Raw genomic sequence first — 20,417 nt, 5'->3', positions numbered from 1 at the left:
CGCAGCCCTGGACGAACGCAGTGTCATCGAACGCGCCAAAGGCGTCATCGCCTACACCGACAATGTGCCCATGGACACTGCCTTCGACTACCTGATCACCCTCGCGCGCGAACAACAACAACCACTGACCGTCATCGCCACAGCCATCGTCGACCAAGCCGCAGAAGGTCCACTCCACCGATAAACCGAGTGACGACACCCGCCCCGGTTATCTGGCGCCGCCAGACCCCGCCATGCTCACCGGCCAGCTGTTTAGGAGTCTGGCCACATTCCCGGACAGCCAGCATCTTGCACGTCGCCCGCGCCAGCTCGCGCCCACAGAGATGGGCAGCCGCCCGCACTGTGCTGGAGGGGGGAGTCCAGCCCCGGCAGGCGGCTGCCTTCTCACATTACGCCGAAGCCAGCCCCAATGGCTGTAACCCTGAGTCTGTGATCCGTCGAGCAGGCCGTGTTCATCGAACAGCTTCTCGACCACATCGAAAGGCCGATCCGCCGGGTCAGGCCCGGAGACGACGGAGCGATGCCGCCAGCCTCACCACGCGGTCCTGAGGCCTGACCCGGACGCCCGGCTCGATTCAGCCTCAGCTGCATCGCACGGCAATCGTTCACTCCGCGCCCGGGGCCGGGCGCGGTGAGATACAGACATGTGGCTCGCCTGGGCATATGTTGGAAGTCCCCCACAGCGTGGGTCCGGCCTCCCCCCGGCGGGATCCACACCAACGGGTGCCCCGGCGCTACGTCGGCTCGGGGCACTCAGTTGTCGCCACCGGATCCGAAGCTAGCCTTGGGAAGGCTCCGCGGGCTTGATCGCGCGGATCCGTTCGACGGTGCCCGCCTTCAACCGCTGCGTCTCGACGACCTCGAAGCCGCAGGCCCGCACCAGCGGTAGCTGCCGGCGGGTGAAGTGCTCACCGGCCAGCGGGATCGTGACGCGTTCGGCGAGCCACTGCAGCGCGTAGACCGGCGGCCAACTGCTGGCGATGTGATCCAGCAGCAGAAGCTGCCCGCCCGGAACCAAGGCGCGGCTCATCTCGGCGATCGCCCGCTGGGGGTCAGGAATCGTGCACAGCGCCAGGGCGCACACGACCCTGTCGACCGACGCATCCTCAATCGGGAGGTTCGCCGCGTCGCCTTGGCGAAGGTCGACAGCGATACCCAGCTCGGTTGCGCGGGTGCGGGCGATCGCCAGCATCTCGGGACTGAGCTCCACACCCGTCAGGGCGACATCGTGCGCGTAGTACGGGAGGCTGCGACCGGTGCCGATGGCAACCTCCAGTACCCGTCCGTGGGCGTGCTCGCCCAGCCATTCGCGACCGCCGGCGAACTGGATCCGTTCGAAGAACGCGATCTGCTTGTCGTAGCCGGGCGCGGCCTTGTCCCAGACGCGCTGCTGTTTCGCGGTCGGTGTCTCACAGGTCTTCGGTTTCGTGCCGGTCATGACTGGGGTCCTTCCGCAGATGTTGGTAGTAGGCGGCAGTCCGCCACTGGTCCGCCGGCGGCCTCGACGACACCCATCACGGCCCGCCGGACCCGGGCGGCCGCATGGTCCGGATCGGGCTGGCCGGCATCGAGCCACGCGATGATGGACTCGATCGCCACCGTGGGCGCCAACTGCGCGGCCCACCGGGCAAGCCGCGAATCGGGCACCGCAATGGAGATCTGCAGGTACGCGGCCGCGACGATGTCGGAACGGAACTTCTCGATCCGATCCTTGAACTCCGGCTCCCGCAGCGCATGCATGAACAACAGCCGGAACCCGGCCGGAGACTCGACCGCCGCAGCGAGAAGACCGTCGATGCTCGCGTCGGTGAACCCTCCCACCGGCTCCGCGACATGAGCATCAAGCCGGGCGCACATCCGGTCCAGCACCGACTGATACAGCTCGCTCTTGGAATCGAAGTGCCGATACAGGATCGCGCGAGTCACCCCGGCCTCCCCGGCGATGTCGTCGAGGCTGGTCGCCGCGAACCCGGACCGAACGAACGCCTGCGTCGCGGCCGCGAGGACCTGCTCGCGGCGTTGCGCACGCGTCAACCGCCGCGTCGGCCGATCAGCCGGGCTCATTGCGCCTCCACAATCCTCAGATGTAACTTCCATCAAGTACATCCCAAAGTATACTTACGGCGCAAGAGCCTGACAGCGGCTATCTCGGGACAACGGAGCGAATGGACCATGGCAGCTCAGCGCGAGTACGACGTACTGGTAATCGGCGGCGGGCAGGCGGGCCTCGCGATGGGCTACCACCTGCAGCGCCGCGGAGTCCCGTTCACGATCGTCGACGCCGGCTCCGAGATAGGCCACGTATGGCGCTCGCGGTGGGACTCGCTGCGCCTGTTCACACCCGCTCAGTACGCCAACCTGCCCGGCATGCAGTTCCCTGCCCCCAAGGACACCTACGCCACCCGCGATCAGGTCGCCGACTACCTCGCCGACTACGCATCCCACTCCGCCCTACAGGTCCAGTCGCAGACACAAATCACCCAGCTGACCAAGATCTCCACGGGATTCGCGGCCGTGAGTGCAGGCGGACAGACCCTCACCGCCAGAAGCGTCGTCGTCGCCACCGGGCCCTTCTCGAAGCCCTACATCCCGTCCATCACTGACGAACTCCCAGCGGATGTCGTCCAGCTCCATACCTCGCAGTACCGCAACCCTGGCCAGGTGCCATCCGGTCGCGTGCTCGTCGTCGGAGGCGGAAACTCCGGCTTCCAGATCGCGGCCGAGCTCGCCGACGCCGGACGGCAGGTCGAGCTGTCCGAAGGACGCCGCAATGCCTGCGTCCCCCAGCGACTCGCCGGAAAGGACATCTTCTGGTGGCAACACCAGCTCGGCCTGTTACGCGTCACCGCTGACTCGAGGCTCGGACGGCTCATGGCCGCCAACGACGGCATCGTCATCGGATCCTCACGCCAGGACCTGCGAAGTCGCGGCGTCACACTGAGGCCGCGAACAACTGCGGTCAACGGCAGCGAAGTCTTGTACGCCAACGGATCGAGCAGCACTGTCGACGCCGTGATCTGGGCCACCGGATTCCGGCTCGACGACTCCTGGATCCGTATCCCGGGCGCGCTCGACATCAACGGCCGGCTTCTCCAGCGCCGCGGCACCGTCAAGAACGTCAACGCTCTCTACACCCTCGGCCGCGCCTGGCAACACACCACCGGATCTGCGCTGCTCGGCTTCGTCCAGCACGACGCCGCCTGGCTCGCCGAGCAGATCACAGCACGCACCGCTAGCCAGAAGGTGTGAGCACCCGTCGCTTGACAATTTCAGTGAATGAACCCGTCCCGCTCAGCTCAAAAGCATGCTCCGCCTGGCATCCCGTGCTCGCCAGGCAGCTGCTCGACCGGCCCGGTCAAGTCTGGCGACAAGTTGCCCATGGCCACAGTCTCGCCCGGTGCACTGCCCTAGGGCAGTCGCAGTCGCGTCCCAGTTCAGCAACGGCGCGCCCGTTCTGGACGATAGGTGTTCCCGCTCGGCGCTGCGTCATCGCAGGCGTCTCGGCCTCGGGACTTGACTCTGTAGTTGGGTCCAGGGTTGACGATGGGGTCATGCGAACCAGTGAGCTGGCCGGCCGGGCCGGTGTGAACACCGAGACACTGCGCTACTACGAGCGCCGGGGACTGCTGACCGAGCCGCCGCGGACGCCGGGCGGTTACCGCGATTACCCGCCCACTGCGGTGGAGTTGTTGCGGTTTATCAAACGGGCCCAGGAGCTCGGCTTCACGTTGGATGAGGTCGAGGAGCTGCTGCACCTGGACGACGGGGGCCCGGACAGCTGCGACGCGGCGCGGGCGCTGGCCGAGCATCGCCGCGCTGACTTGGCGGCGCGGATCCGCGATCTGCAACGGATGCACGACTCGCTCGCCGATCTGGTCGCGACCTGTGACTTGCCCCGCGCCGACCGCAGTTGCGCGCTGCTCGAAGCGATCGACCACCGCCCAGGACCCGCGAAGCCGGAGGCCATCTCATGAAGCTGGAGGTCCTGCATGTCCCGGACTGCCCGAACCTGCCGCCCCTGCTGGAACGGCTCGGTGAGGCGACCGATCTGCCGGTCACTACCCGCGTGATCGAGTCCGACGAGCAGGCCGCCGAGTTCGGCATGTACGGCTCACCCACGCTGTTGATCGACGGCGCCGACCCGTTCACGACCGATGGGTGTGCCTGCGGTGTGTCGTGTCGTCTCTACCGCGACCCGGACGGCCGGATCGTGCCGGCGCCGTCGGTTGAGCAGTTGCGCGCCGCGATCACCGAGGCCGGGCAGCCCGCGGCGCCCGGGGCGGTGCTGAGTGCGTGGCGGACCCGGGCGCTGCCGCTGGATCCGGTCGAGAGGGCGGTCCAGCAGGCGATCCTGCGCGCCTTCGCCACCGCCGGGCATCCGCCCGTTGCGAGGGGCCTGGAGGCTGTCACCAAGGACAGCGGCCGCAGTGCGGCGGAGGTGTTGACCGCGCTGCACGACATCGACGCGATCCGGCTCGCCCCGGACGGCCAGATCGCGGTCGCCTACCCGTTCTCCGCGACCCCGACCAGGCACCGGGTCCGGATCGGCGCCGAGGGCAACGACGTGGTCGACGTCGACGCGATGTGCGCGATCGACGCGCTCGGCATCTCGGCCATGGTCGGCCGCGAGACCCGGATCGAGTCCGTCGACGTGACCACCGGCCGGCCCGTCACGGTCACCATGAGCGGTGGCCGCATGAGCTGGGAGCCGGCCGGAGCGGTGGTGTTCATCGGCGCGGACGCAGGCGGTGGCCCGTCGGCGGACTGCTGCTGCGACTACCTCAACTTCTTCGCCGATCAGGACGCCGCGCAGGCCTGGACCAGCGCTCACCCCCGCGTCCCGGGCCAGATCGCCGATCAGGCCGAAGCCGAAGACCTCGCCGTCCGGCTGTTCGGGCACCTGCTCGCCACCAGCTGAAACCACCACCAACCGTTACGAGTGCGGTCGCCACGGGATGAACAGGCGCAGGACGAGACGAGGAGGTCGAACACAGTGGTCGAGCGATACGACACGTTGGTACTCGGCGGGGGCATGTCCGGTCTCCCGCTGGCGCTGCGGGCCGGGCGGCACGGCCGGGTCGCGTTCGTGGAGAAGGAGAAGCTCGGCGGCACCTGCCTGAACCGGGGCTGCATCCCGACCAAGACCATGATCGGGTCCGCGGCCGTGGCCGACCAAGTCCGCCGGGCCGGCGAGTTCGGTGTCAGGGTCGGCGCAGCCGAGGTCGATCTGGCGGCGGTGGTCGACCGCAAGGACAGGATCGTCGACACCATCCGCACTGGCGCCTACCGGACGGTGGACCGTGCCGCCACCGTCGACCTCTACCCTGCGCACGGCCACTTCACCGGCCCGCACCGGCTCCAGGTCGACGGCACCGACCTCGAGGCCGACAAGATCTTCCTGGCCACCGGGCTGCGGACCGTCATCCCGACGATCGACGGCCTCGACACCGTCCCCTACCTGACGTCACGCACCCTGCTGGATCTCCGCGACCTGCCCGGCCACCTGGTCGTGGTCGGCGGCGGCTACATCGGCTGCGAGTTCGCCCAGATGTTTCGCCGTTTCGGGTCCCGCGTCACCGTCGTCCAGCGCGCCGAGCGGCTCCTACCTACTGAGGACCCTGACGTGTCCGCCGCCGTCACGGACGGCTTCACCGCCGACGGCATCGACGTCGTGACCAGCACCGCCTGCGTCGCCGTCGACGGCACCGTCGGCGCCATCCGGGTCCACTGTGACGACGGCACCCAGATCGCGGCCAGTCACCTGCTGATCGCGGCAGGGCGCAGCCCGAACACCGACAACCTCGGTCTGGAACACCTCGGCCTCGAACCCGACGAGCGCGGCTTCCTGCCCGTCGACGACACCCTCCACACCAAGGCCGAGGATGTGTGGGCGATCGGCGATATCCGCGGCGGACCGATGTTCACCCACGACGCCGACGTCGCCTACCGCACCGTGTTCCGCGACCAGCCCTGCAGCACCGCCGGTCGCGTCGTCCCGCACGGCGTGTTCGTCGACCCCGAGGTCGGCGCGGTCGGGCTCACCGAACCCCAGGCCCGCGCCGCCGGGCACGACGTGATCATCGGCCGACAGGACTTCACCGGCGTCGTCCGAGCCCGCGCCATCGGCAACACGCGGGGACTGGTCAAGTTCGTCGTCGACGCCGCCACCGACCGGATCCTGGGCTGCCACATCGCCGGACCCAACGCCGCCGAACTCGTCCACGAAGCCGTCATCGCCATGCACACCGGCGCCCACTACACCGACATCGCCGACGCCATCCACATCCACCCTAGCCTCGCCGAAGCCGTCAACACCGCCGCCGGCGGCGTCCACCGCGAGGTCGGCACCTAGCCGCCGACCACCCGAACTCCTCGAAGGAGACGATTGCATTGACCACCCAGACAACCGAGGCCCAGCGACTGGTGGCCCTCGTGCGCGCCCAGTTCGGACTGCCTGACCTGGTCCTGCACCTGACCTGGCTCCTAGCCGCCGGCCAACCCGTGAGCGTCGACGAGGCAGCGGCCGCAGGCGGCTGGACCGTCGAGCAGCTGCGCACCGAGCTGGCCCGGCATCCCGGCGTCGCCTGGGACAACGACGGCCGGATCGCCGGGTTCGGCCTCACCCTGCACCCGACCCCGCACCGGTTCACCTTCGATCACCGAACGGTCTACGCCTTCTGCGCTAGCGACACCTTCGAATTCCCCCTCATTCTCGACAGACCCGGCGTTGTCGAGTCCGTCTGTGCAGCCACCGGCCAGCCGATCCGCATCGAACTCACCCCCGACCGTGTGTTGACCGTCGATCCGCCCGAGGCCGTGGTCTCCAAGGTCCGGCCCGACCACCCCGTGGACGACGTGCGCGCCGAAATGTGTAACCGGGGCAGCTTCTTCAGCTCACCCGCAGCCGCCCGCGACTGGCTGGCCAGCCACCCCGAAGCAGCGGTCGCGCCGGTCCACGAGGACTTCGCCATCACCCGGCAAGCGATCATCCAACTCGGCTGGGCAGCCGACTAACCCGCGCCCCAGCGTCGGGACACAGGCCGGGCGAGCCGCCGCATGACCCGAGGCCCGATGGCAGCGTTCTGATCACCGCATCGGCGCGAGGCCTTGACCTTGGACCCCGATACGAGGTCAACCATCGAAACAACACCTGCAGGTCGCTCGAACTGGGAGGCAGCCGTGACCGACTCCACCACACCCACACTGACATCGACGCCCGAAGGCGGCCGGCGCCAGATCGGCCCGCTGGGCACCGCGGCCCGGCTCGCGCTGGGCGGCTATCTCGTCTGGACCCTGGTCAATCCGCCGTTCCCGAGCGGGGTCTCACCGTGGTCGATCGGTGCGGGCCTGGTCGCGCTGCCCGCCTTGTTCACCGGCTGGCAGTGGCTGCGGGCACGCAGCCGCCCGGCACCACTGGCAGCGACCGGCCCATGGGCCACCGTGATCAACTTCGCCGTGTTCCTCGCGCTCTACCTCACACCCGTCTACGCAGCGCCCCTGGACTGGACCCAGGACGCCGCGGTGTTGTTCTACGGAGCCTCGATGCTGCTGGCCGCGATCCGCGGCTACGCCGGCTGTGAGGCGCTGGCGATCTCCAACTGGCTCCTGCGCCGCGACGACCACATCGGCTGCCTCGTCTTCTCACCCATCGACCAACTCGAACACCGCTGGCTCCCTAGCCTCGCCCTCGCCCAGCCCCGATCATGCTGGAAGAAACGCTGAGCCAACAGCCAGACGAACGCGCAGCCCTCGGACTGACGGCACCAACTACGGCAGGTGGCGGTCGATCCGCCGCAGTACACGCCCGACCAGCCCCAGCCGATGCTCCTCGGGTGACCGCACCAGGAACCACCGTGCGGCGCCACTGCCCCTGGCCAGCCGTTCAAGGACGAGGACGTCGGTCCAGGGCATGCTCCAGCGTCCCGACAGAGCCTCGTGCTCAGCCACCTGGCGCGACATCGCGGATGTCATGACGTCCTCACTTCGATAAGCGGGGTACCAGGCGAACTCTTCCAGCTTTAAGCCCGAGCCGCGTTCTCAGTCTCTGCGACGCCGGGCGTCAGGCTCACGGCCGCCGTGATGGTCATTAACCGGCTCAGCCTGACTGTCCCCGCGGTATGTGCTCATCGGCGGGCTCAGGTCGGGCAGGTCGCAGTACGGGGAGGGCTCGGCATTTCCAGCGGCTGACGCTTCTCTGTGTTGTCGAGCGGCGGCCCGCCGATGAGGCGAAGCACCACGCTGATGACCAGAACCAGTATTGCGGCGACGGGGAATCGCGCCATGCCGCGTACCTTCCTCTCATAATCGGCGCATGCCGCGTCTCGCTCAAGGTCGGAGTTGTGGGATGCAGCCGACCGCAGATGTGGCGTGTCAGGTCACCGTCCACCTTGATCTAGGCTCGGGGTCAGACCGCTATTTCTAAGCTCCTCGGTTAGGTGATCCGGGCGCTGGCCGGCCGCCGTTAGGACTCGCTTCAGGGAGTGGAAGTTCTCTAGATGCGCTGCCGCCGTTGCGGGTGGGGGAGGACCGAGAGCGTCTCTGGTGTGGATCATGTAGCGCTCTCGGTACGCGGCTATCTCGAGGGCGAACCGAGTACGTGCGTCCGGCGACAGTGTCGTCAAGTCGCGCTGGACGGCGATGAACCAGGGCGGTTGCGCCTGCTCGGCTTGTTCGAGTAGCCAGGTAGCGCGGTGTGCGATCTGTGCTTCAAGTTCTCGGACTGCTGGGAGCAGGGATAGGTCCGTCTTGGCGGCGGCTGGCAAGACGAGGCCAGCAATTGTCAGGGGCTCCATCTTTGATCGAACCAAGGCTCTTGAAATCAGCCGTCCTAGGCGTGTGTGTAGGACTGCGGCGACGTCGTGGGCGTCGGCGAGTGGGCTTTGGTTGACGGCTTTGGTGATGAGGTCGGGGAGGTTGAGGCCGGCGGATTCGGCTCGGCGGAGTTCGGCGATGAAGGGACCGTAGGCGGGAGAGGACTGTAGGGCTGCTTGGTCGGCGGGGTCTAGGCCACTGTTGGCAATGGCTGGTTGGTAACGGGTGCGGGCGTCTAGTTGGCATAGGTGTTCATGGATGGGGACGAGGCGGTCCAGTCGGGTGGCCTTGTCCAGTTCGTCGCGCATGACTTCGTGGGCGGAGAGTTCGATGCCGGGGTTGTCGAGGACTGCTTCGAGGACGTCTTGCATGGTCTCTTCGAACTGGGGTTCGTGGAGGTCTGCGGCGGGTCGGTGGGTGGCTACGTAGGCTCGGTTTGAGTGACGGCCTCGGGTTAGGCCTACGTAGATGAGGGCTCGGGTGAGGTGATCGGTGACTACCAGGTGGGCGGTGTCGACGGTTCTGCCTTGGGCTCGATGGGTTGTCGTCGCGTAGGCGAGCTCTACGGACTCCTGGACATAGGCGCTGGGAAGGGTGACGGTTTCGTGGGTGGGGTTTTGGACGGTTAGGGAGCCGTCGGGCCAGCGGTGGATGACTGTCCAGTGGTGGCCGTTTTGGACAAAGCCGGCCTTGCTGTAGCGGAGTCGGCGGTTGTTGAGTCTGGTGACGATGTGGTCGCCGAGGCCGACCTGGGTGCCGTCGTGGAGTTCGATGCCGTCGGGTTCGACCTCGCCGGTGGTGATCTTGTCGAGGCGGGCGCGGGCGTTGAGGCGGGCGACGGTGGAGTTGTCGGCGGCGATGAGGAGGCTCGTCTTTCCGGAGTGGGTGTCGGTGCGCCAGGCCCGGTAGGCGGCGTCTTCCATTTCATCGGCGGCTCCGGCTGTCAGGCGGTTGTGTTCGTCGTACGCGTCGATGACATCGCGGTCGCCGGCGCGGAGCAGGAGGCTGGCTTCGCGTTCCCACGAGTTGGTGAAGCGCCAGACATCGCTGAGTTCGGCTGCTTCGGTGTCTCGTGCGATGAGGCGGAATGCACCGCCTGTATCCGCAGCGCCGAGCTGTGCGTCGTCGCCGACAAGGAGGAGTTTGGCTCCGGCAGCGTTGGTGGCGCGGGCCAGAATCGCGAGTTCCATGGTGCCGGCCATCGAGGCTTCGTCGACGATGACAAGTTGGTTCTGATGGAACTTCCATCGGTCCTCTTCAGCGTGGAGAGCAGCAAGCTGGATGGTCAGACGCTGGTGGCGGCGATTGCGCCGACTCCGCTGCGCCAGCTTTGCGGCGTACTGCGTATCGCTGATGCGCTGACGGCGGGTTTCGGCGCCGAGGCCGGCGGACTCGTAGATCCATTTGGCGATGTTGTCGGTTGAGATACCGATGGCGTCGGCGAGGATGGTCGAGGCGGCTGACGACGGTGCGAGGGCGATGATCGAGCCGTCGCCGTGGACGCGTTGCCAGTTGGCGCTGAGTGCAGATAGCAGGCTGGTCTTTCCTGCGCCGGCCGGACCGATCAGGGCTTCTACCTTCTGCCCGCTCGTAGTGATCCGATGGAGGGCTTGGACCTTGTCGGCGCTGAGGGCGGCGACCTTCATGGGACTGATCTTCGGTCCGGAGACATCACGCGCCAGGTCCAGGAGCGCGGACTCGGCACCGAGGATCACAGGCGACGTGTAGATCTCTCCGTTGTGGATGGTGAAGACGCTTTCGCCGCTGCGACGGGTCACTGGAACGAACGTCAAGTCCGGCGCAGTCAGGCTGATCGAGTGCTGTTCGGCGGCGGCGACTATGGACTGCAGCACGTTGAAGCGTTCGTCGGACGAGATGATTCGGAGCAGCCGGGTCTGTCGCGCAGCCTCAGCTATGAGGTTCCATCGGGTCCACGTGGCGCGCTTGTTCTGCAGCGTGAGTACCGTCGCGGCGCCGTACGCGTCGATAGTCTGCGGACTCAGATCGGCCGCTGCCAGCGGTCGCTCCCCATCGCGTTCAAGCGACTCGAGGATTGCAGCGAGAACCTCGCTCCCTACGGCTTGAACCGCACGCTTCTTCCAGTCGATGATCAGATCCGTGAGCGGGCGCGTGAGGTGCTTGGGGGGCCTGTTCATCAACGTTGCCTGCTGCCGGAGCACGTACATCTCACGGCGGTTCGGTGGGTGAGCGGGGTCGCCTCGCTCCTCCAGAAGACAGGCGAGGTTGGCTTCGATCTGCTGCGTCCTGGCAGAGAACTCGCGGATCAAGTCATCGGGGACGGCCACCATCTCGAACGCCGGGCTGCGCTGAAGTCCGCGCTCTCGGAGTTCCCAGTCGACGCCCAGTCGACGAGTCAGATTGTCGGCGAGGAAGACGTTGTGGATCTCTGACATGGCGACCGTTGCCCGGTGAAGTACGCGGCTGTCGAGGGTCCTCCATGCGCCGTCCTCGTCGCCTTGGACGCGGTTCGCAACGACGACGTGGGTGTGGAGCTGTGGGTCGCCGCTCCGGGTATCCCAGTGGTCGAAAGCGGCGGCGATCAGTCCGCGGGTATCGATCTGCGCGATGCCCTGTCCACCAGTGCGGCTGAACGCCGCGTGCTGCTCGATCAGGCTTACGACGTCGTGAACAGCCTCATGGTGTGCAGCGACGATCTGCTCCTGTACGCCGACATCGGCAGTGGCCCAGAGCGCCGAAACCGACTTGACTGGCGAGAACGTGAAGTCGAACCCGGCGACCGCCTGTTTGGTTCTTTTGCGCATCTCTGTCTTCTGAATCTGAGCGATCGCCGCCGCACGCTCCGGCTCACTGAGGTTCGCGGCGAGACCGCGGATTTGCTCCTGAATCCGTTGGCTCGGACTCTTGTAAACCGGGTACGGAAGGCCGAGCGGTCGGCCGTTCAGTGGGTCTTCGGCGCGGCCGAACAGCGCCGCCATCTGATCCTCCGTGACCTCGCTGCCGACCATCAAAGAGCCGTCGCCAAGACCTGGCAAGCCACCGCCAAGCCAGCGTCCTGGTGGGTATCCGTCGGCGGTGTAGTACGCCGTCAGCGGCGTGGCCATCCTTCGATCCACATCGCCCGAGGCGATGTGGCGCAACAGGTAGTTGTAGCCATCGCCGGCCGTGAGCCGGTGAATGCTCAGCATGTCAGCGTGAGCCAGAAATAGGTGCCGCGCGAGCGTCCTGTGCCTGCCATGACTGGCTCAACGCGGGGGCCGGTGTAGGTCCGGATTCGGCCGGCCCGGCAGGGCGAGCTCCTTAGGTGCCAGAAGTGTGGTGGTGCCTCATCCCGACCACTCGGACAAAAAGTTGCCTCCGACATCCGTTGAGTGGCAGTGGTTCAGGCGATCGGTCCTGATCTTCGAGATCCGGGACCGCAACGGAAGGAGGACTTATGACGGCAGGCAACGAGAAGGTACGCCTACAGATCATCGACCGGGTGAGGTGCGCGGAGGCGATCGTCGAGGCACAGGAGGCCACGGCGGCCGATGGCCGGTGGGCAATGACGGCGTTCAGCAGGTATCGCCTGTGTGAGCTGCTCGAGATTCTTCCCTACGGCGCCTACAACGGCAGCCTGGACGGGGATCCAGTCGACCTGTTGATTGAAGCGGCAGAGACCGTCGACCAGCTCGAAGTACCGATAGAGGATCTCAGTTGGCGTCTCGCGCTGGGAGACGCCCTTCGAACTGCTGCAGCCGACATCCGGGTGGTTCGCGATGCGCGCGACGTATGAGGACCTCCTGCGGGCGGCGCGGCGGATCGCGATCGAGGCCGAGCAAGCTGTCGCTGATGGGCGGATGGATCCCATCGGCGACTGGAATGCCGTTGCCGTGGCAACAGCGAACCACTTACGTCTGCTGCGGTACGAGGTTGGGGGCCTCGAATTGACCGACAAGCCTGTCGTGCAACCTGGTGGCCACCTCGGTCGTCTTGCGCAGGCGATTGGCGCCGGCAGTGATCTCCTGATGAGTCAAGATCCGGCTAAGGCCACGGCTCTCGACGATCGGACGAGCCTTGCTGTGGCGAGATCAGAGGTTGCGGCCATCGCATTAAGCGGAGCCCGTCTAGCTCGCGGAATGGGCCAGGGCGCCCGTTCCGCGGAACTCTCGGCGGTCATGCGGCAGTTGAAGAAGCCGATAGATCCGGACGTCCGATATGTCGGCCTTGGAAGTCTCGGTGAGCTCAGGGCCGGCGGCCCGCCGGAAGCTGACGACGAGATCTCGATGCTGGCACGGCATGCGGCTCGGTGGGAACGCGCCGACGACGCCGTACCGCCGCAATCTCTGCTGACGCGTGACCTACGGTCCACCACAGGTCAGCTTCGTGCGGCTTGCGGATATGTATGGCACTTGACGGACCAGGTGCTGGCGTCGCCGTACTCAGGGTTGAAGCCACGACAACAGCTCGATCTGAGGGTTCTGAAGGCAGTGATACGTGCGGCCGAATCAGGTGCTCTGGCGATTGCAGAGTCGTGGAGGCGACGGCTTTCCGATTTGGGCGGGGTCACTGACCTGCCTGGCGAGCTGGCGTTCATCGAGCTGAAGGCTGCGCTGGACAGTGTGCTCCAACCAGAAGGAGAGCTGCTCACAGCCAGCGAGCTCATTACGAAGCCCGCCGACGGACCGCGATTCCTAGATGTCATCGACGAGCTGGTCTGGTCGGCGGAACAGGTGAGTCGCCGCCAGGCGGGGGCCGTGGCGACCTTGATCAGGGACGGTCGCTTGTTTGTTCCGCGCCGTGAACTGGTGCAGGCGGACATCACTTACCTGCGGCGGCCATTGGGCGGCCGGCCTCTCCAAGCCCTATGGGCACGAAGCAACCTCACCGGTCCGTTTGCTGAGCTGACCGAATGTCTCGACTGGAGTGTCAGCCATCTTGCGGTGGCGACGGACATCAGCCGTCGGCTGGTTCGAGGCTCATCTGCGCGACAGCTTGATCGTGACGAGCCGGCGAGGCGGATGACGTCGTACGCCGACATCCCTGAGATCTCGGATCCAGGACAAGAGCCGATGGTTCTCGACCGTTGAGCCAGTCCTGATGCACACACCGGGAGGTTGCGATGGGCAATGAAAATGGTATGGACGTTCCTGTCGGACTTTGGGATGCACTGAACCGCCTTGCGTTCTCGGACGGCTACACGGTTGAGGTCCAGCCGACCGGAGGCACTTGCGATGCGTTCGCGGACTACGACGCCAAACTCATCGTCGTGTCTGACCGTCTTGACGAGGCGACAGCCGTCGCGAGACTGGCGCACGAGATCGGCCATGTCCGTCTGCACTCGCCGGGACATTGGTTGGCCTCGCAGAGTACGCCGGGCCGCGAGGTGCGTGAGGTCGAGGCCGAGTCTGTGGCATTCCTCGTGATGGCTCACCACGGCGTGAGCATGGGTACCGCATCGCTCGAGTACATGGCTGACTGGCTTCTCGCGCTAGGCCCCGGTAGTCCGGCTGACGTGATCAAGGCGATCGGTCCAAGAATCGTTAACACGGCGGAAGATCTGATCCGATCAACGTCAGCCCACATGGAGTTCATCAGCGCGGCACGCCCGCGTCCGGCGACGCGGGCGTTCGAACCCGACTTCCTTTCGGTCGACCTCGACGGCCCGGCTTTGTGGTGATGGACCATGGGCGCTAGCGAGAGGGTCGCCGCGCTGCGGCGGGCACGTGAACGCCAGGCTCGGATCGAGAGCGCGACCGCGCGCACGGTCAAGGCATTCACAAACCTGGAACGTGCCGTCGAGGCGAAGGCGCAGGCGATTGAGAGGTACGACGAACGCGTGGCTCAGGCCGAAGCGATGTCGGAGAGTGAGACTGCCGAGCTCGCCAGGGTTTGCGGCTCGGCGGAGGCAGCTGCCGAGATCCTCGGATTGTCCGCGCGAGCTGTAAGACGTGTCGTCAAGACCGATCGCGAACGCCGCGGGAGTGCCTGATGTCGCCGTTGTCCGATACGGATCCTCTCTGGGACATCGACCAGGTTGCGGCGTTCTTGAAGGTACCGAAGCGAACGCTGTATCGGTGGCGAACGCTCGGCTATGGCCCACGTGGACGCCGGGTGGGCCGTCACATCCGCTACCGCGCTGCGGAAGTCGTCAGTTGGTTCGAGGCGATTGAAGACAGAGACCTCGAAGAACGCTGGCGGTAGAACGCGAGGCGGCTACTGCTAATCGGCGACCGTTCAGGATCTCGGCTAGAGCGCGGTCCAGGTAGTTGTGCGGTCGCCGGCGCGGATCGCGCTGAGGCGCTGCCGTAGTGCAGCGGCATGGGGAGCGCTCGCTGAGCGGCGAATGGGACCGGGCAGCTGGCCGAGTCGCGCATCGATAGCAGGGCGTCGTATCCGGCCCAGTCGCGCAGGTCGTGGCCGTACTGCGCGAAAATGCCCGGATCGAGGACTCGTCTCGGCCGTAGCGGACAGTGGCGTGCCAGGTTGGGATCAAGTCGACCTCGCGGGGACCCATTCTGACGCTGTCCCAATCACACAGAATTGGGGCGGCTGGGTTGTGCTGGTCTCCCACAGAAGGTTTCCGGCCCCATGCGTCCCCGTGGATGAGCCCTTTGCCCAAGGGCCACGTGAGCTCGGCGAGCTCGGCTCGACTGTCTGTGATGCGGCTACGCAACCAAGATCGATCCTGCTCGGTCAGCGCCGTATGAGCGCCTTGGGACTCAAGGGCGCGCTCCAGGGACTCGAGCGGAGTCCAGGCGACGAGTTGGGCCGGGGGAGTGCCAGTGGCGTGCAGTGCTTTGATCAAGGCACCGAGATGGGCGGAGTTGAGAGATTCGGCGTGGGCTGGACCTGGCTGGGGGTAATAGGTCCAGAAGCTGACGGTAGTCGTGTCGTCTGCTTCAACCAGCGCGCTGCCGGGAAGAGGAGTGGTGGCGGGGAATCCTTCGTCGACGAGCCCGCTAGTGACCGTTTCGGCTCGATCTGGCGACTGTGCAGCCTCGAATCGGACCAAGGGCCTTTGGCGTCCCATCGGCGGCCACGAGGAAACCGAGATGGCCCCTTCGATGGGGCCGGGCATGGACCCAGACCGGTCCCGGTCCTTTGGTGGTCCCGTTGCAGGCGCGCAGGAAGCTTGGTGTGTACACCACAGAGCCGCGCACGGGCTCTCAATGCGCCGTCAGTTGCGAGAAGTGGAAGCGTTGCCAATTGGCTTCTCGGTCGACGCTGCGGTTGGCAGCGATGACGAGGGCAAGTGCTCGTCAGTTGGGGGGCTGGGGGTAAACCGAGCGGGCACTGGAGCGCTCGGCTGTGCCGGGAGTCACCAGGTGCTGGTGTGGCGGGTGGCGAGTTGGTGGAGGCGGCGGACGCGGTCGGCGGTTGGCGGGTGGGTTCGGAACAGGGCTGTCAGGCCGTCGGATGCGAACGGATTGGCCAGCATCAGGTGGCCGCGCGACGTGAGGCTCGGATCGGGCGGGAGCGGGGCGAACTGCACTCCTCGCTCGATCTTCTGCAGTGCGCTGGCCAACGCGAGTGGATCGTTGCTCAGTTCGGCTCCGGAGGCGTCGGCCTGGTACTCGCGGCTGCGGCTGATCGCCAGCTGAATGAGGCCGGCCGCGACCGGGCCGATGATCAGCATCAGCAGCGCGGCCAGCGGCGACGGTTCGTCATCGTCGGACGAGGAACCGAACGGCAGCAGATAGGCCAGGTGGGCCAGGGTTGTCAGGGCGCCGGCCAAGGTGGCCGCGATGCTGGAGATCAGGATGTCGCGGTTGTACACGTGGGACAGCTCGTGTCCGAGCACTGCGCGCAGCTCACGTGGATTCAGGACCTCGAGGATGCCTTCGGTCACACACACCGCGGCGTGCCGTGGATTGCGGCCCGTGGCGAAGGCGTTCGGCTGTGCGACCGGACTGACGTAGAGCCGGGGCATCGGCCGATCGGGGCCGGCCAGCTCACGCACCATGTCGTACAGCCAAGGCGCGTCGTACTCCGAAACCGGCTGGGCGCCCATGGCGTGCAGCGCGAGCTTGTCCGACCAGAAGTAGGTGCCGACGTTCATCACCGCCGATAGGACAAACGCGATCACCACTCCCCGGCTGCCACCCAGCGCGGCGCCGGCCCCCACGAACAGGGCCGTCAACCCGCCGAGCAGGACAGCGGTCTTGAGCCCGTTCCGCAAACTGGACATCTCAATCAGTCCCTCCGCAGAAGAGCTTCTTGTGTTGTCCGGCGTGCCTGGGCACTAGGCACGCCGGGCATTCACCGTGGTCAGGCTGCCTGGCCGATGGTTCGGTCGCTGTGCCGACTGACCCAGGACCTGGCCGCTGTGCCTACCAGCCAGCCGAGAGCGCCCAGGGCGAGCGCTGTCAGGCCCCATTCGTCGCCGGACAGATTCCACCCGAGGGCATGATCGAGGCTGTAGACGCCAGGCCCGGTGAAAGCCAGCGCCGCCGACGCCGCAATCAGTGCCAGTGGGAACTCGTATCCGCCGGCGGTGTTCCACAGCCCGTTCGGCCGGTGAACTGTCCACGCCGCGTTCGCCAGTACGGCGATGAGCGCCGCCGCGGCCAACGGCGTCGCGAACCCGATCGCCAGCGCAAGACCACCGACGAACTCGGCCACGCCCAAGGCCAGCGCGAAGGGCCGCGCCGGGCGCCAGCCCAGGCTCTCGACGAAACCGGCCGTTCCGCGCACGCCGTGACCGCCGAACCAACCGAAGAGCTTCTGGGCGCCGTGGCCGGCCATGATCAACCCCACCACCGCATGGAGCAGCAGCAATCCGACATCCATCTCTCTCACCTCCGCGTCGTTCTTCGGCTCGGCCACCCGCCGCCGGCACGGCACCCGCGGGGACCGAGGGGTTTAGCACTCAGTCAAGAAGAGTGCTAAATCCGATATAGCACCAGGCGCGGCGCCGTTCAAACAACCGGTCCGGGAGAGAAGACTTCCTGCGTCGGGCGAGGACCAGGGTGCTTCGGGCCTCGACCGTGATGGTGGTGCCCGGTCCGTGGGCCTTGTCCCCGTCAGTGCCGGTTGGGGTGGTGGTGTCGACCACGACCACCCGGCGCGGGACAGTTCGGTCGTTACCACCGCTCGGTCACCTCGAACGGCGGGGCGACGCCCGCCTCGCCATCTGTCGTGTCCGGCGGGCAGGGCGGACCACTCGTGCACCTGCGAGGTGGTCTTGGCGGGAGTGTGAGGCCGCCCAGTGCTGTAGAGCAGTCCCAACGATAAACCGCCGCAGCTTCGTCACGAGCTCGTTCGTCAGCGACCCCGTTGGTAGGTCGCTGTGGTTGTTGAGGGAGGGGTGGTGGACGGCCCGGCGCAATACGGTGCGAACCCTGTATGACGCTGAAGATTGGTGCATCCAGATGCCGGACGTCGAGGGCAACGAGCTCTGTATCGACTGAGCAAAGAGTGCACGCTTCAGGAACCGGCGAGCGCCAGGACGCAACCCGGCCCGTGGTTCTGGCCGCATGCGTCCTGGCGCTTGGGTCGAGGTGCCGATGCATCGAAGGATGACTTCGGAGGAGTGACCCGGCCCGTGGTTCTGGCCGCACACCACCTCGAGGTCAGAGGAATTCACCCTGTCTCGGTCAGTGGCTCGGTGATGGTTTCGCTCTGATCGAGGTCCAAGGACTGTGCTGTGAGTTCGTTGACGATGCGGTGGTGGCCTGTTCGCGCGCGGTTCAGGTTGGACCAGGTCCACCGCTGTGGCTGGCTGCTGCCGCTGGGCTGCGCCAGGGTCTCGAAGATCGGCGGCTCGGGGATCGGAAGTTTCAGTCCGAGCCAGATCGTCATGACCTGCACCTGTTCGCCGTCGAGGGCTACGGTGTCACTGGCGATCGCCACATATTCTGGCCGGGATGACAGCCTGAGCCAGGTGGTGCGGGTGATCGGATGACCCTGCCGGTCGACGTAGGTGAGGTTTCGTGGCGGCGCCATCGCCGCTCCTGTGCTGGATGCCCGCCGGCGTTGTCAGTCGGCTCGCTGTCCGGTGCTGATCTGGATGCGTCGGGATCTGGCGGATCGGGTCTTCGGTGCCCGGATGAGCAGGACGCCGTCGTCCAGCGAGGCGCTGATCTGTTCGCCGTCGATCTCGCCTGGCAGTGTCACGGTGTGGTGGAACTGGCCGATCCGGCGGGTCTGTTGCCGGAAGAACCCTTTGCGTTCTCGCTGCTTGAATTCGCCACGGATGGTCAGCTCGCGGTCGTTCCACTCCAGCGTGACGTCGTCGCGGGTGACGCCGGGCAGGTCGATCTCGACGACGTATGCATCGTCGGTTTCTTCGATGTCGACCGGGAAGGACGACCATCCCGAGGGTTCCAGGCGGGTGCCGAACGAGCGCATCATCTGGTCCATCCGCCGGTAGATGTCGTGGAGGTCGGCGAAGGGATCGGTCGGTAGCCAGCGGACGGGGCGATTGTCGTCATGGCGGGTCGACGCTCCGTTATTGGTCTCGTCGCCGCGGCGACGAATCGGAAGTGCCATGGTTGTTCTCCTGTGGTGCGGGGCGGGTTGCACCCGCTGTCGCATGTCGTGGCCGACGGGGCCGGTCGATGGCGATCCAAAAACAGGAGAAAGGGCGGTCGGACTTCTCGAGCCAGAACAGCATCGCCGGCACCTTGGGGCCGTGGCTGTTCTCCCAACCAGAGCTCCACGATAGACAGCGGCCACAGACCTGACAACCGCCTGTCCGGCCCGCGAGCCACCTGCGGCGGCAGGCAGCCGGTGGGCTGTTGAGCCGCCGTCGGCCATCCGGCTGCGGGAACCCACTTTGCCGGTGGGGCGGTCTGTGCTATATCGGAATTAGCACTCCACCGGCCAGAGTGCTAATCCTTCGCCCCTTCTGCGGGAGGCGCTCATGGTGCTGAACCGCGGCGGGGCGGGGACCCTGGCGCGGAGGAGTCCATGAACGACGTGGCCAAGGAGGAATGATGACGACGAGCCAGATCCGGTCCCCGCTGGACGAGGTGGGTCGCAGCGAAGCCGGAGTACTGCTGCAGGAGACGCTGGTGGACCTGGTGGATCTGTCGTTGCTCGGCAAGCAGGCGCACTGGACTGTGGTCGGCCCGAGGTTCCGGACCGTTCACCTGCAGCTCGACGAGATCGTCGATGCCGCTCGGCTGCATGCCGACACGGTGGCCGAGCGTGCGGCCGCGGTTGGCGTCGCGCCGGACGCCAGGGCAGCGACAGTGGCCGGACAGACCGGCGTACCGCAGTTGGCCGAGGGCTGGTTGACCGACGACGCGGTGGTCTCGCACTTCGTCGATGCCTACGCCAAGGTGATCGGCCGGATGCGAGACCGGATCGAAAGAGCCGGACGGATCGACCTGGTCACCCAGGACCTGCTGATCCAGATCACGGCCGACCTGGAGAAGCAGTCCTGGATGCTGCAGGCAGAGCAGGCGGCAGCCGGTACAGGCAACTGACCACAACAAGCCCGTCGATTCGGGCCAGGAGTGGGGTGTAGCGGCGGTGCTGCTGGGCGCAATCGGCTGACTGGCCGGCCTTGCTGCCGTGCGGCTCACCGGCCGGCCGAGTCGACCACGGCGACCACGGCCGCCGCATCCGCCGCGCCACCTGACAATCCACAGGCGGCCAGAGCGGTTGTGCCGCGCGCGATCCGCCAAGTGTCGGCCAGC

22 protein-coding genes are annotated in these 20,417 nt (G+C 66.5%); 13 read left to right on the top strand and 9 right to left on the bottom strand.

From position 1 onward, the window contains the following. A partial coding sequence (locus ABZ004_RS30015) for an ANTAR domain-containing protein (protein ID WP_355684432.1) occupies positions 1–184 on the top strand: 184 nt, incomplete at its 5' end. Positions 185–778: 594 nt separating this feature from the next. Here the strand turns inward: ABZ004_RS30015 and ABZ004_RS30010 are convergent. Beyond that, the gene (locus ABZ004_RS30010) at positions 779–1,438 is read right to left on the bottom strand and encodes a methyltransferase domain-containing protein (protein WP_355684431.1); all 660 of its coding nucleotides are present in this window, start codon (positions 1,436–1,438) and stop codon (positions 779–781) included. Further along, the gene (locus tag ABZ004_RS30005; RefSeq protein WP_355684430.1) at positions 1,435–2,064 is read right to left on the bottom strand and encodes a TetR/AcrR family transcriptional regulator; all 630 of its coding nucleotides are present in this window, start codon (positions 2,062–2,064) and stop codon (positions 1,435–1,437) included. Before ABZ004_RS30005 ends, ABZ004_RS30010 begins: the two co-directional genes overlap by 4 nt. 108 nt (positions 2,065–2,172) lie before the next feature. Between ABZ004_RS30005 and ABZ004_RS30000 the strand changes: the two genes are divergently transcribed. The 6 genes from ABZ004_RS30000 to ABZ004_RS29975 all read left to right on the top strand — a co-directional run bounded on the left by ABZ004_RS30000 (position 2,173) and on the right by ABZ004_RS29975 (position 7,722). Beyond that, positions 2,173–3,249 carry an FAD-dependent oxidoreductase gene (locus ABZ004_RS30000; protein ID WP_355684429.1) on the top strand — a complete coding sequence of 359 codons (1,077 nt, stop codon included), beginning with the start codon at positions 2,173–2,175 and terminating at the stop codon, positions 3,247–3,249. A gap of 302 nt (positions 3,250–3,551) precedes the next feature. After that, complete coding sequence (locus ABZ004_RS29995) at positions 3,552–3,974, top strand: MerR family transcriptional regulator (RefSeq protein WP_355684428.1); 423 nt, start codon at positions 3,552–3,554, stop codon at positions 3,972–3,974. After that, positions 3,971–4,918: an alkylmercury lyase family protein gene (locus ABZ004_RS29990; protein ID WP_355684427.1), complete on the top strand. Its 948-nt coding sequence runs from the start codon at positions 3,971–3,973 to the stop codon at positions 4,916–4,918. The genes ABZ004_RS29995 and ABZ004_RS29990 overlap by 4 nt, the downstream gene beginning before the upstream one ends. 75 nt (positions 4,919–4,993) lie before the next feature. Further along, the gene (locus ABZ004_RS29985; RefSeq protein WP_355684426.1) at positions 4,994–6,352 is read left to right on the top strand and encodes a mercuric reductase; all 1,359 of its coding nucleotides are present in this window, start codon (positions 4,994–4,996) and stop codon (positions 6,350–6,352) included. Positions 6,353–6,390: 38 nt separating this feature from the next. Beyond that, positions 6,391–7,014 (top strand): organomercurial lyase MerB, encoded by a 624-nt coding sequence (gene merB, locus ABZ004_RS29980; RefSeq protein WP_355684425.1) that lies wholly within the window; start codon positions 6,391–6,393, stop codon positions 7,012–7,014. A 165-nt stretch (positions 7,015–7,179) separates the two neighbouring features. Next, on the top strand, positions 7,180–7,722 hold the full coding sequence (locus ABZ004_RS29975; protein ID WP_355684424.1) for a hypothetical protein: 543 nt from the start codon (positions 7,180–7,182) through the stop codon (positions 7,720–7,722). Positions 7,723–7,767: 45 nt separating this feature from the next. Here ABZ004_RS29975 and ABZ004_RS29970 read toward each other — a convergent pair whose 3' ends face one another. The 3 genes from ABZ004_RS29970 to mobF all read right to left on the bottom strand — a co-directional run bounded on the left by ABZ004_RS29970 (position 7,768) and on the right by mobF (position 11,978). Beyond that, on the bottom strand, positions 7,768–7,971 hold the full coding sequence (locus tag ABZ004_RS29970; RefSeq protein ID WP_355684423.1) for a hypothetical protein: 204 nt from the start codon (positions 7,969–7,971) through the stop codon (positions 7,768–7,770). A 164-nt stretch (positions 7,972–8,135) separates the two neighbouring features. Beyond that, positions 8,136–8,282, bottom strand: a complete 147-nt coding sequence (locus ABZ004_RS29965; RefSeq protein WP_355684422.1) for a hypothetical protein — start codon at positions 8,280–8,282, stop codon at positions 8,136–8,138. A gap of 93 nt (positions 8,283–8,375) precedes the next feature. Continuing rightward, entirely contained in the window at positions 8,376–11,978 is a 3,603-nt protein-coding gene (mobF, locus tag ABZ004_RS29960; protein ID WP_355684421.1) for a MobF family relaxase, read from the bottom strand. A gap of 248 nt (positions 11,979–12,226) precedes the next feature. On the opposite strand from mobF, the gene ABZ004_RS29955 reads away from it, so the two are divergent. From ABZ004_RS29955 to ABZ004_RS29935, 5 genes are read left to right on the top strand one after another with little or no spacing between them, the layout of a single operon-like run. Then, positions 12,227–12,565, top strand: coding sequence for a hypothetical protein (locus tag ABZ004_RS29955; protein WP_355684420.1), 339 nt, complete (start codon positions 12,227–12,229; stop codon positions 12,563–12,565). Then, on the top strand, positions 12,549–13,859 hold the full coding sequence (locus ABZ004_RS29950) for a hypothetical protein (RefSeq protein WP_355684419.1): 1,311 nt from the start codon (positions 12,549–12,551) through the stop codon (positions 13,857–13,859). Before ABZ004_RS29955 ends, ABZ004_RS29950 begins: the two co-directional genes overlap by 17 nt. 32 nt (positions 13,860–13,891) lie before the next feature. Further along, positions 13,892–14,449: an ImmA/IrrE family metallo-endopeptidase gene (locus tag ABZ004_RS29945; RefSeq protein WP_355684418.1), complete on the top strand. Its 558-nt coding sequence runs from the start codon at positions 13,892–13,894 to the stop codon at positions 14,447–14,449. Positions 14,450–14,455: 6 nt separating this feature from the next. Continuing rightward, positions 14,456–14,761, top strand: coding sequence for a hypothetical protein (locus ABZ004_RS29940; protein WP_355684417.1), 306 nt, complete (start codon positions 14,456–14,458; stop codon positions 14,759–14,761). Continuing rightward, on the top strand, positions 14,761–14,973 hold the full coding sequence (locus tag ABZ004_RS29935; protein WP_355684416.1) for a helix-turn-helix domain-containing protein: 213 nt from the start codon (positions 14,761–14,763) through the stop codon (positions 14,971–14,973). The genes ABZ004_RS29940 and ABZ004_RS29935 overlap by 1 nt, the downstream gene beginning before the upstream one ends. Positions 14,974–16,090: 1,117 nt before the next feature. On the opposite strand, the gene ABZ004_RS29930 is transcribed toward ABZ004_RS29935, so the two are convergent. The 4 genes from ABZ004_RS29930 to ABZ004_RS29915 form a co-directional block, all read right to left on the bottom strand. Then, positions 16,091–16,960, bottom strand: a complete 870-nt coding sequence (locus ABZ004_RS29930) for a M48 family metalloprotease (RefSeq protein WP_355684415.1) — start codon at positions 16,958–16,960, stop codon at positions 16,091–16,093. 80 nt (positions 16,961–17,040) lie between these two features. Further along, positions 17,041–17,562, bottom strand: coding sequence for a DoxX family protein (locus ABZ004_RS29925; protein WP_355684414.1), 522 nt, complete (start codon positions 17,560–17,562; stop codon positions 17,041–17,043). 792 nt (positions 17,563–18,354) lie between these two features. Continuing rightward, a complete protein-coding gene (locus tag ABZ004_RS29920) occupies positions 18,355–18,717 on the bottom strand; it encodes a hypothetical protein (protein WP_355684413.1) in 363 nt (120 codons plus the stop codon). A 33-nt stretch (positions 18,718–18,750) separates the two neighbouring features. Next, a complete protein-coding gene (locus ABZ004_RS29915) occupies positions 18,751–19,263 on the bottom strand; it encodes an Hsp20/alpha crystallin family protein (RefSeq protein ID WP_355684412.1) in 513 nt (170 codons plus the stop codon). A gap of 446 nt (positions 19,264–19,709) precedes the next feature. Between ABZ004_RS29915 and ABZ004_RS29910 the strand changes: the two genes are divergently transcribed. Continuing rightward, on the top strand, positions 19,710–20,204 hold the full coding sequence (locus ABZ004_RS29910) for a DNA starvation/stationary phase protection protein (RefSeq protein ID WP_355684411.1): 495 nt from the start codon (positions 19,710–19,712) through the stop codon (positions 20,202–20,204). The last annotated feature ends 213 nt before the right edge of the window (positions 20,205–20,417 follow it).

Source organism: Kribbella sp. NPDC006257, assembly GCF_040613535.1.
GTDB lineage: Bacteria > Actinomycetota > Actinomycetes > Propionibacteriales > Kribbellaceae > Kribbella.
The sequence above is the reverse complement of the archived record's forward strand: the minus strand, read 5'-3'. Positions and strand labels throughout refer to the sequence as shown.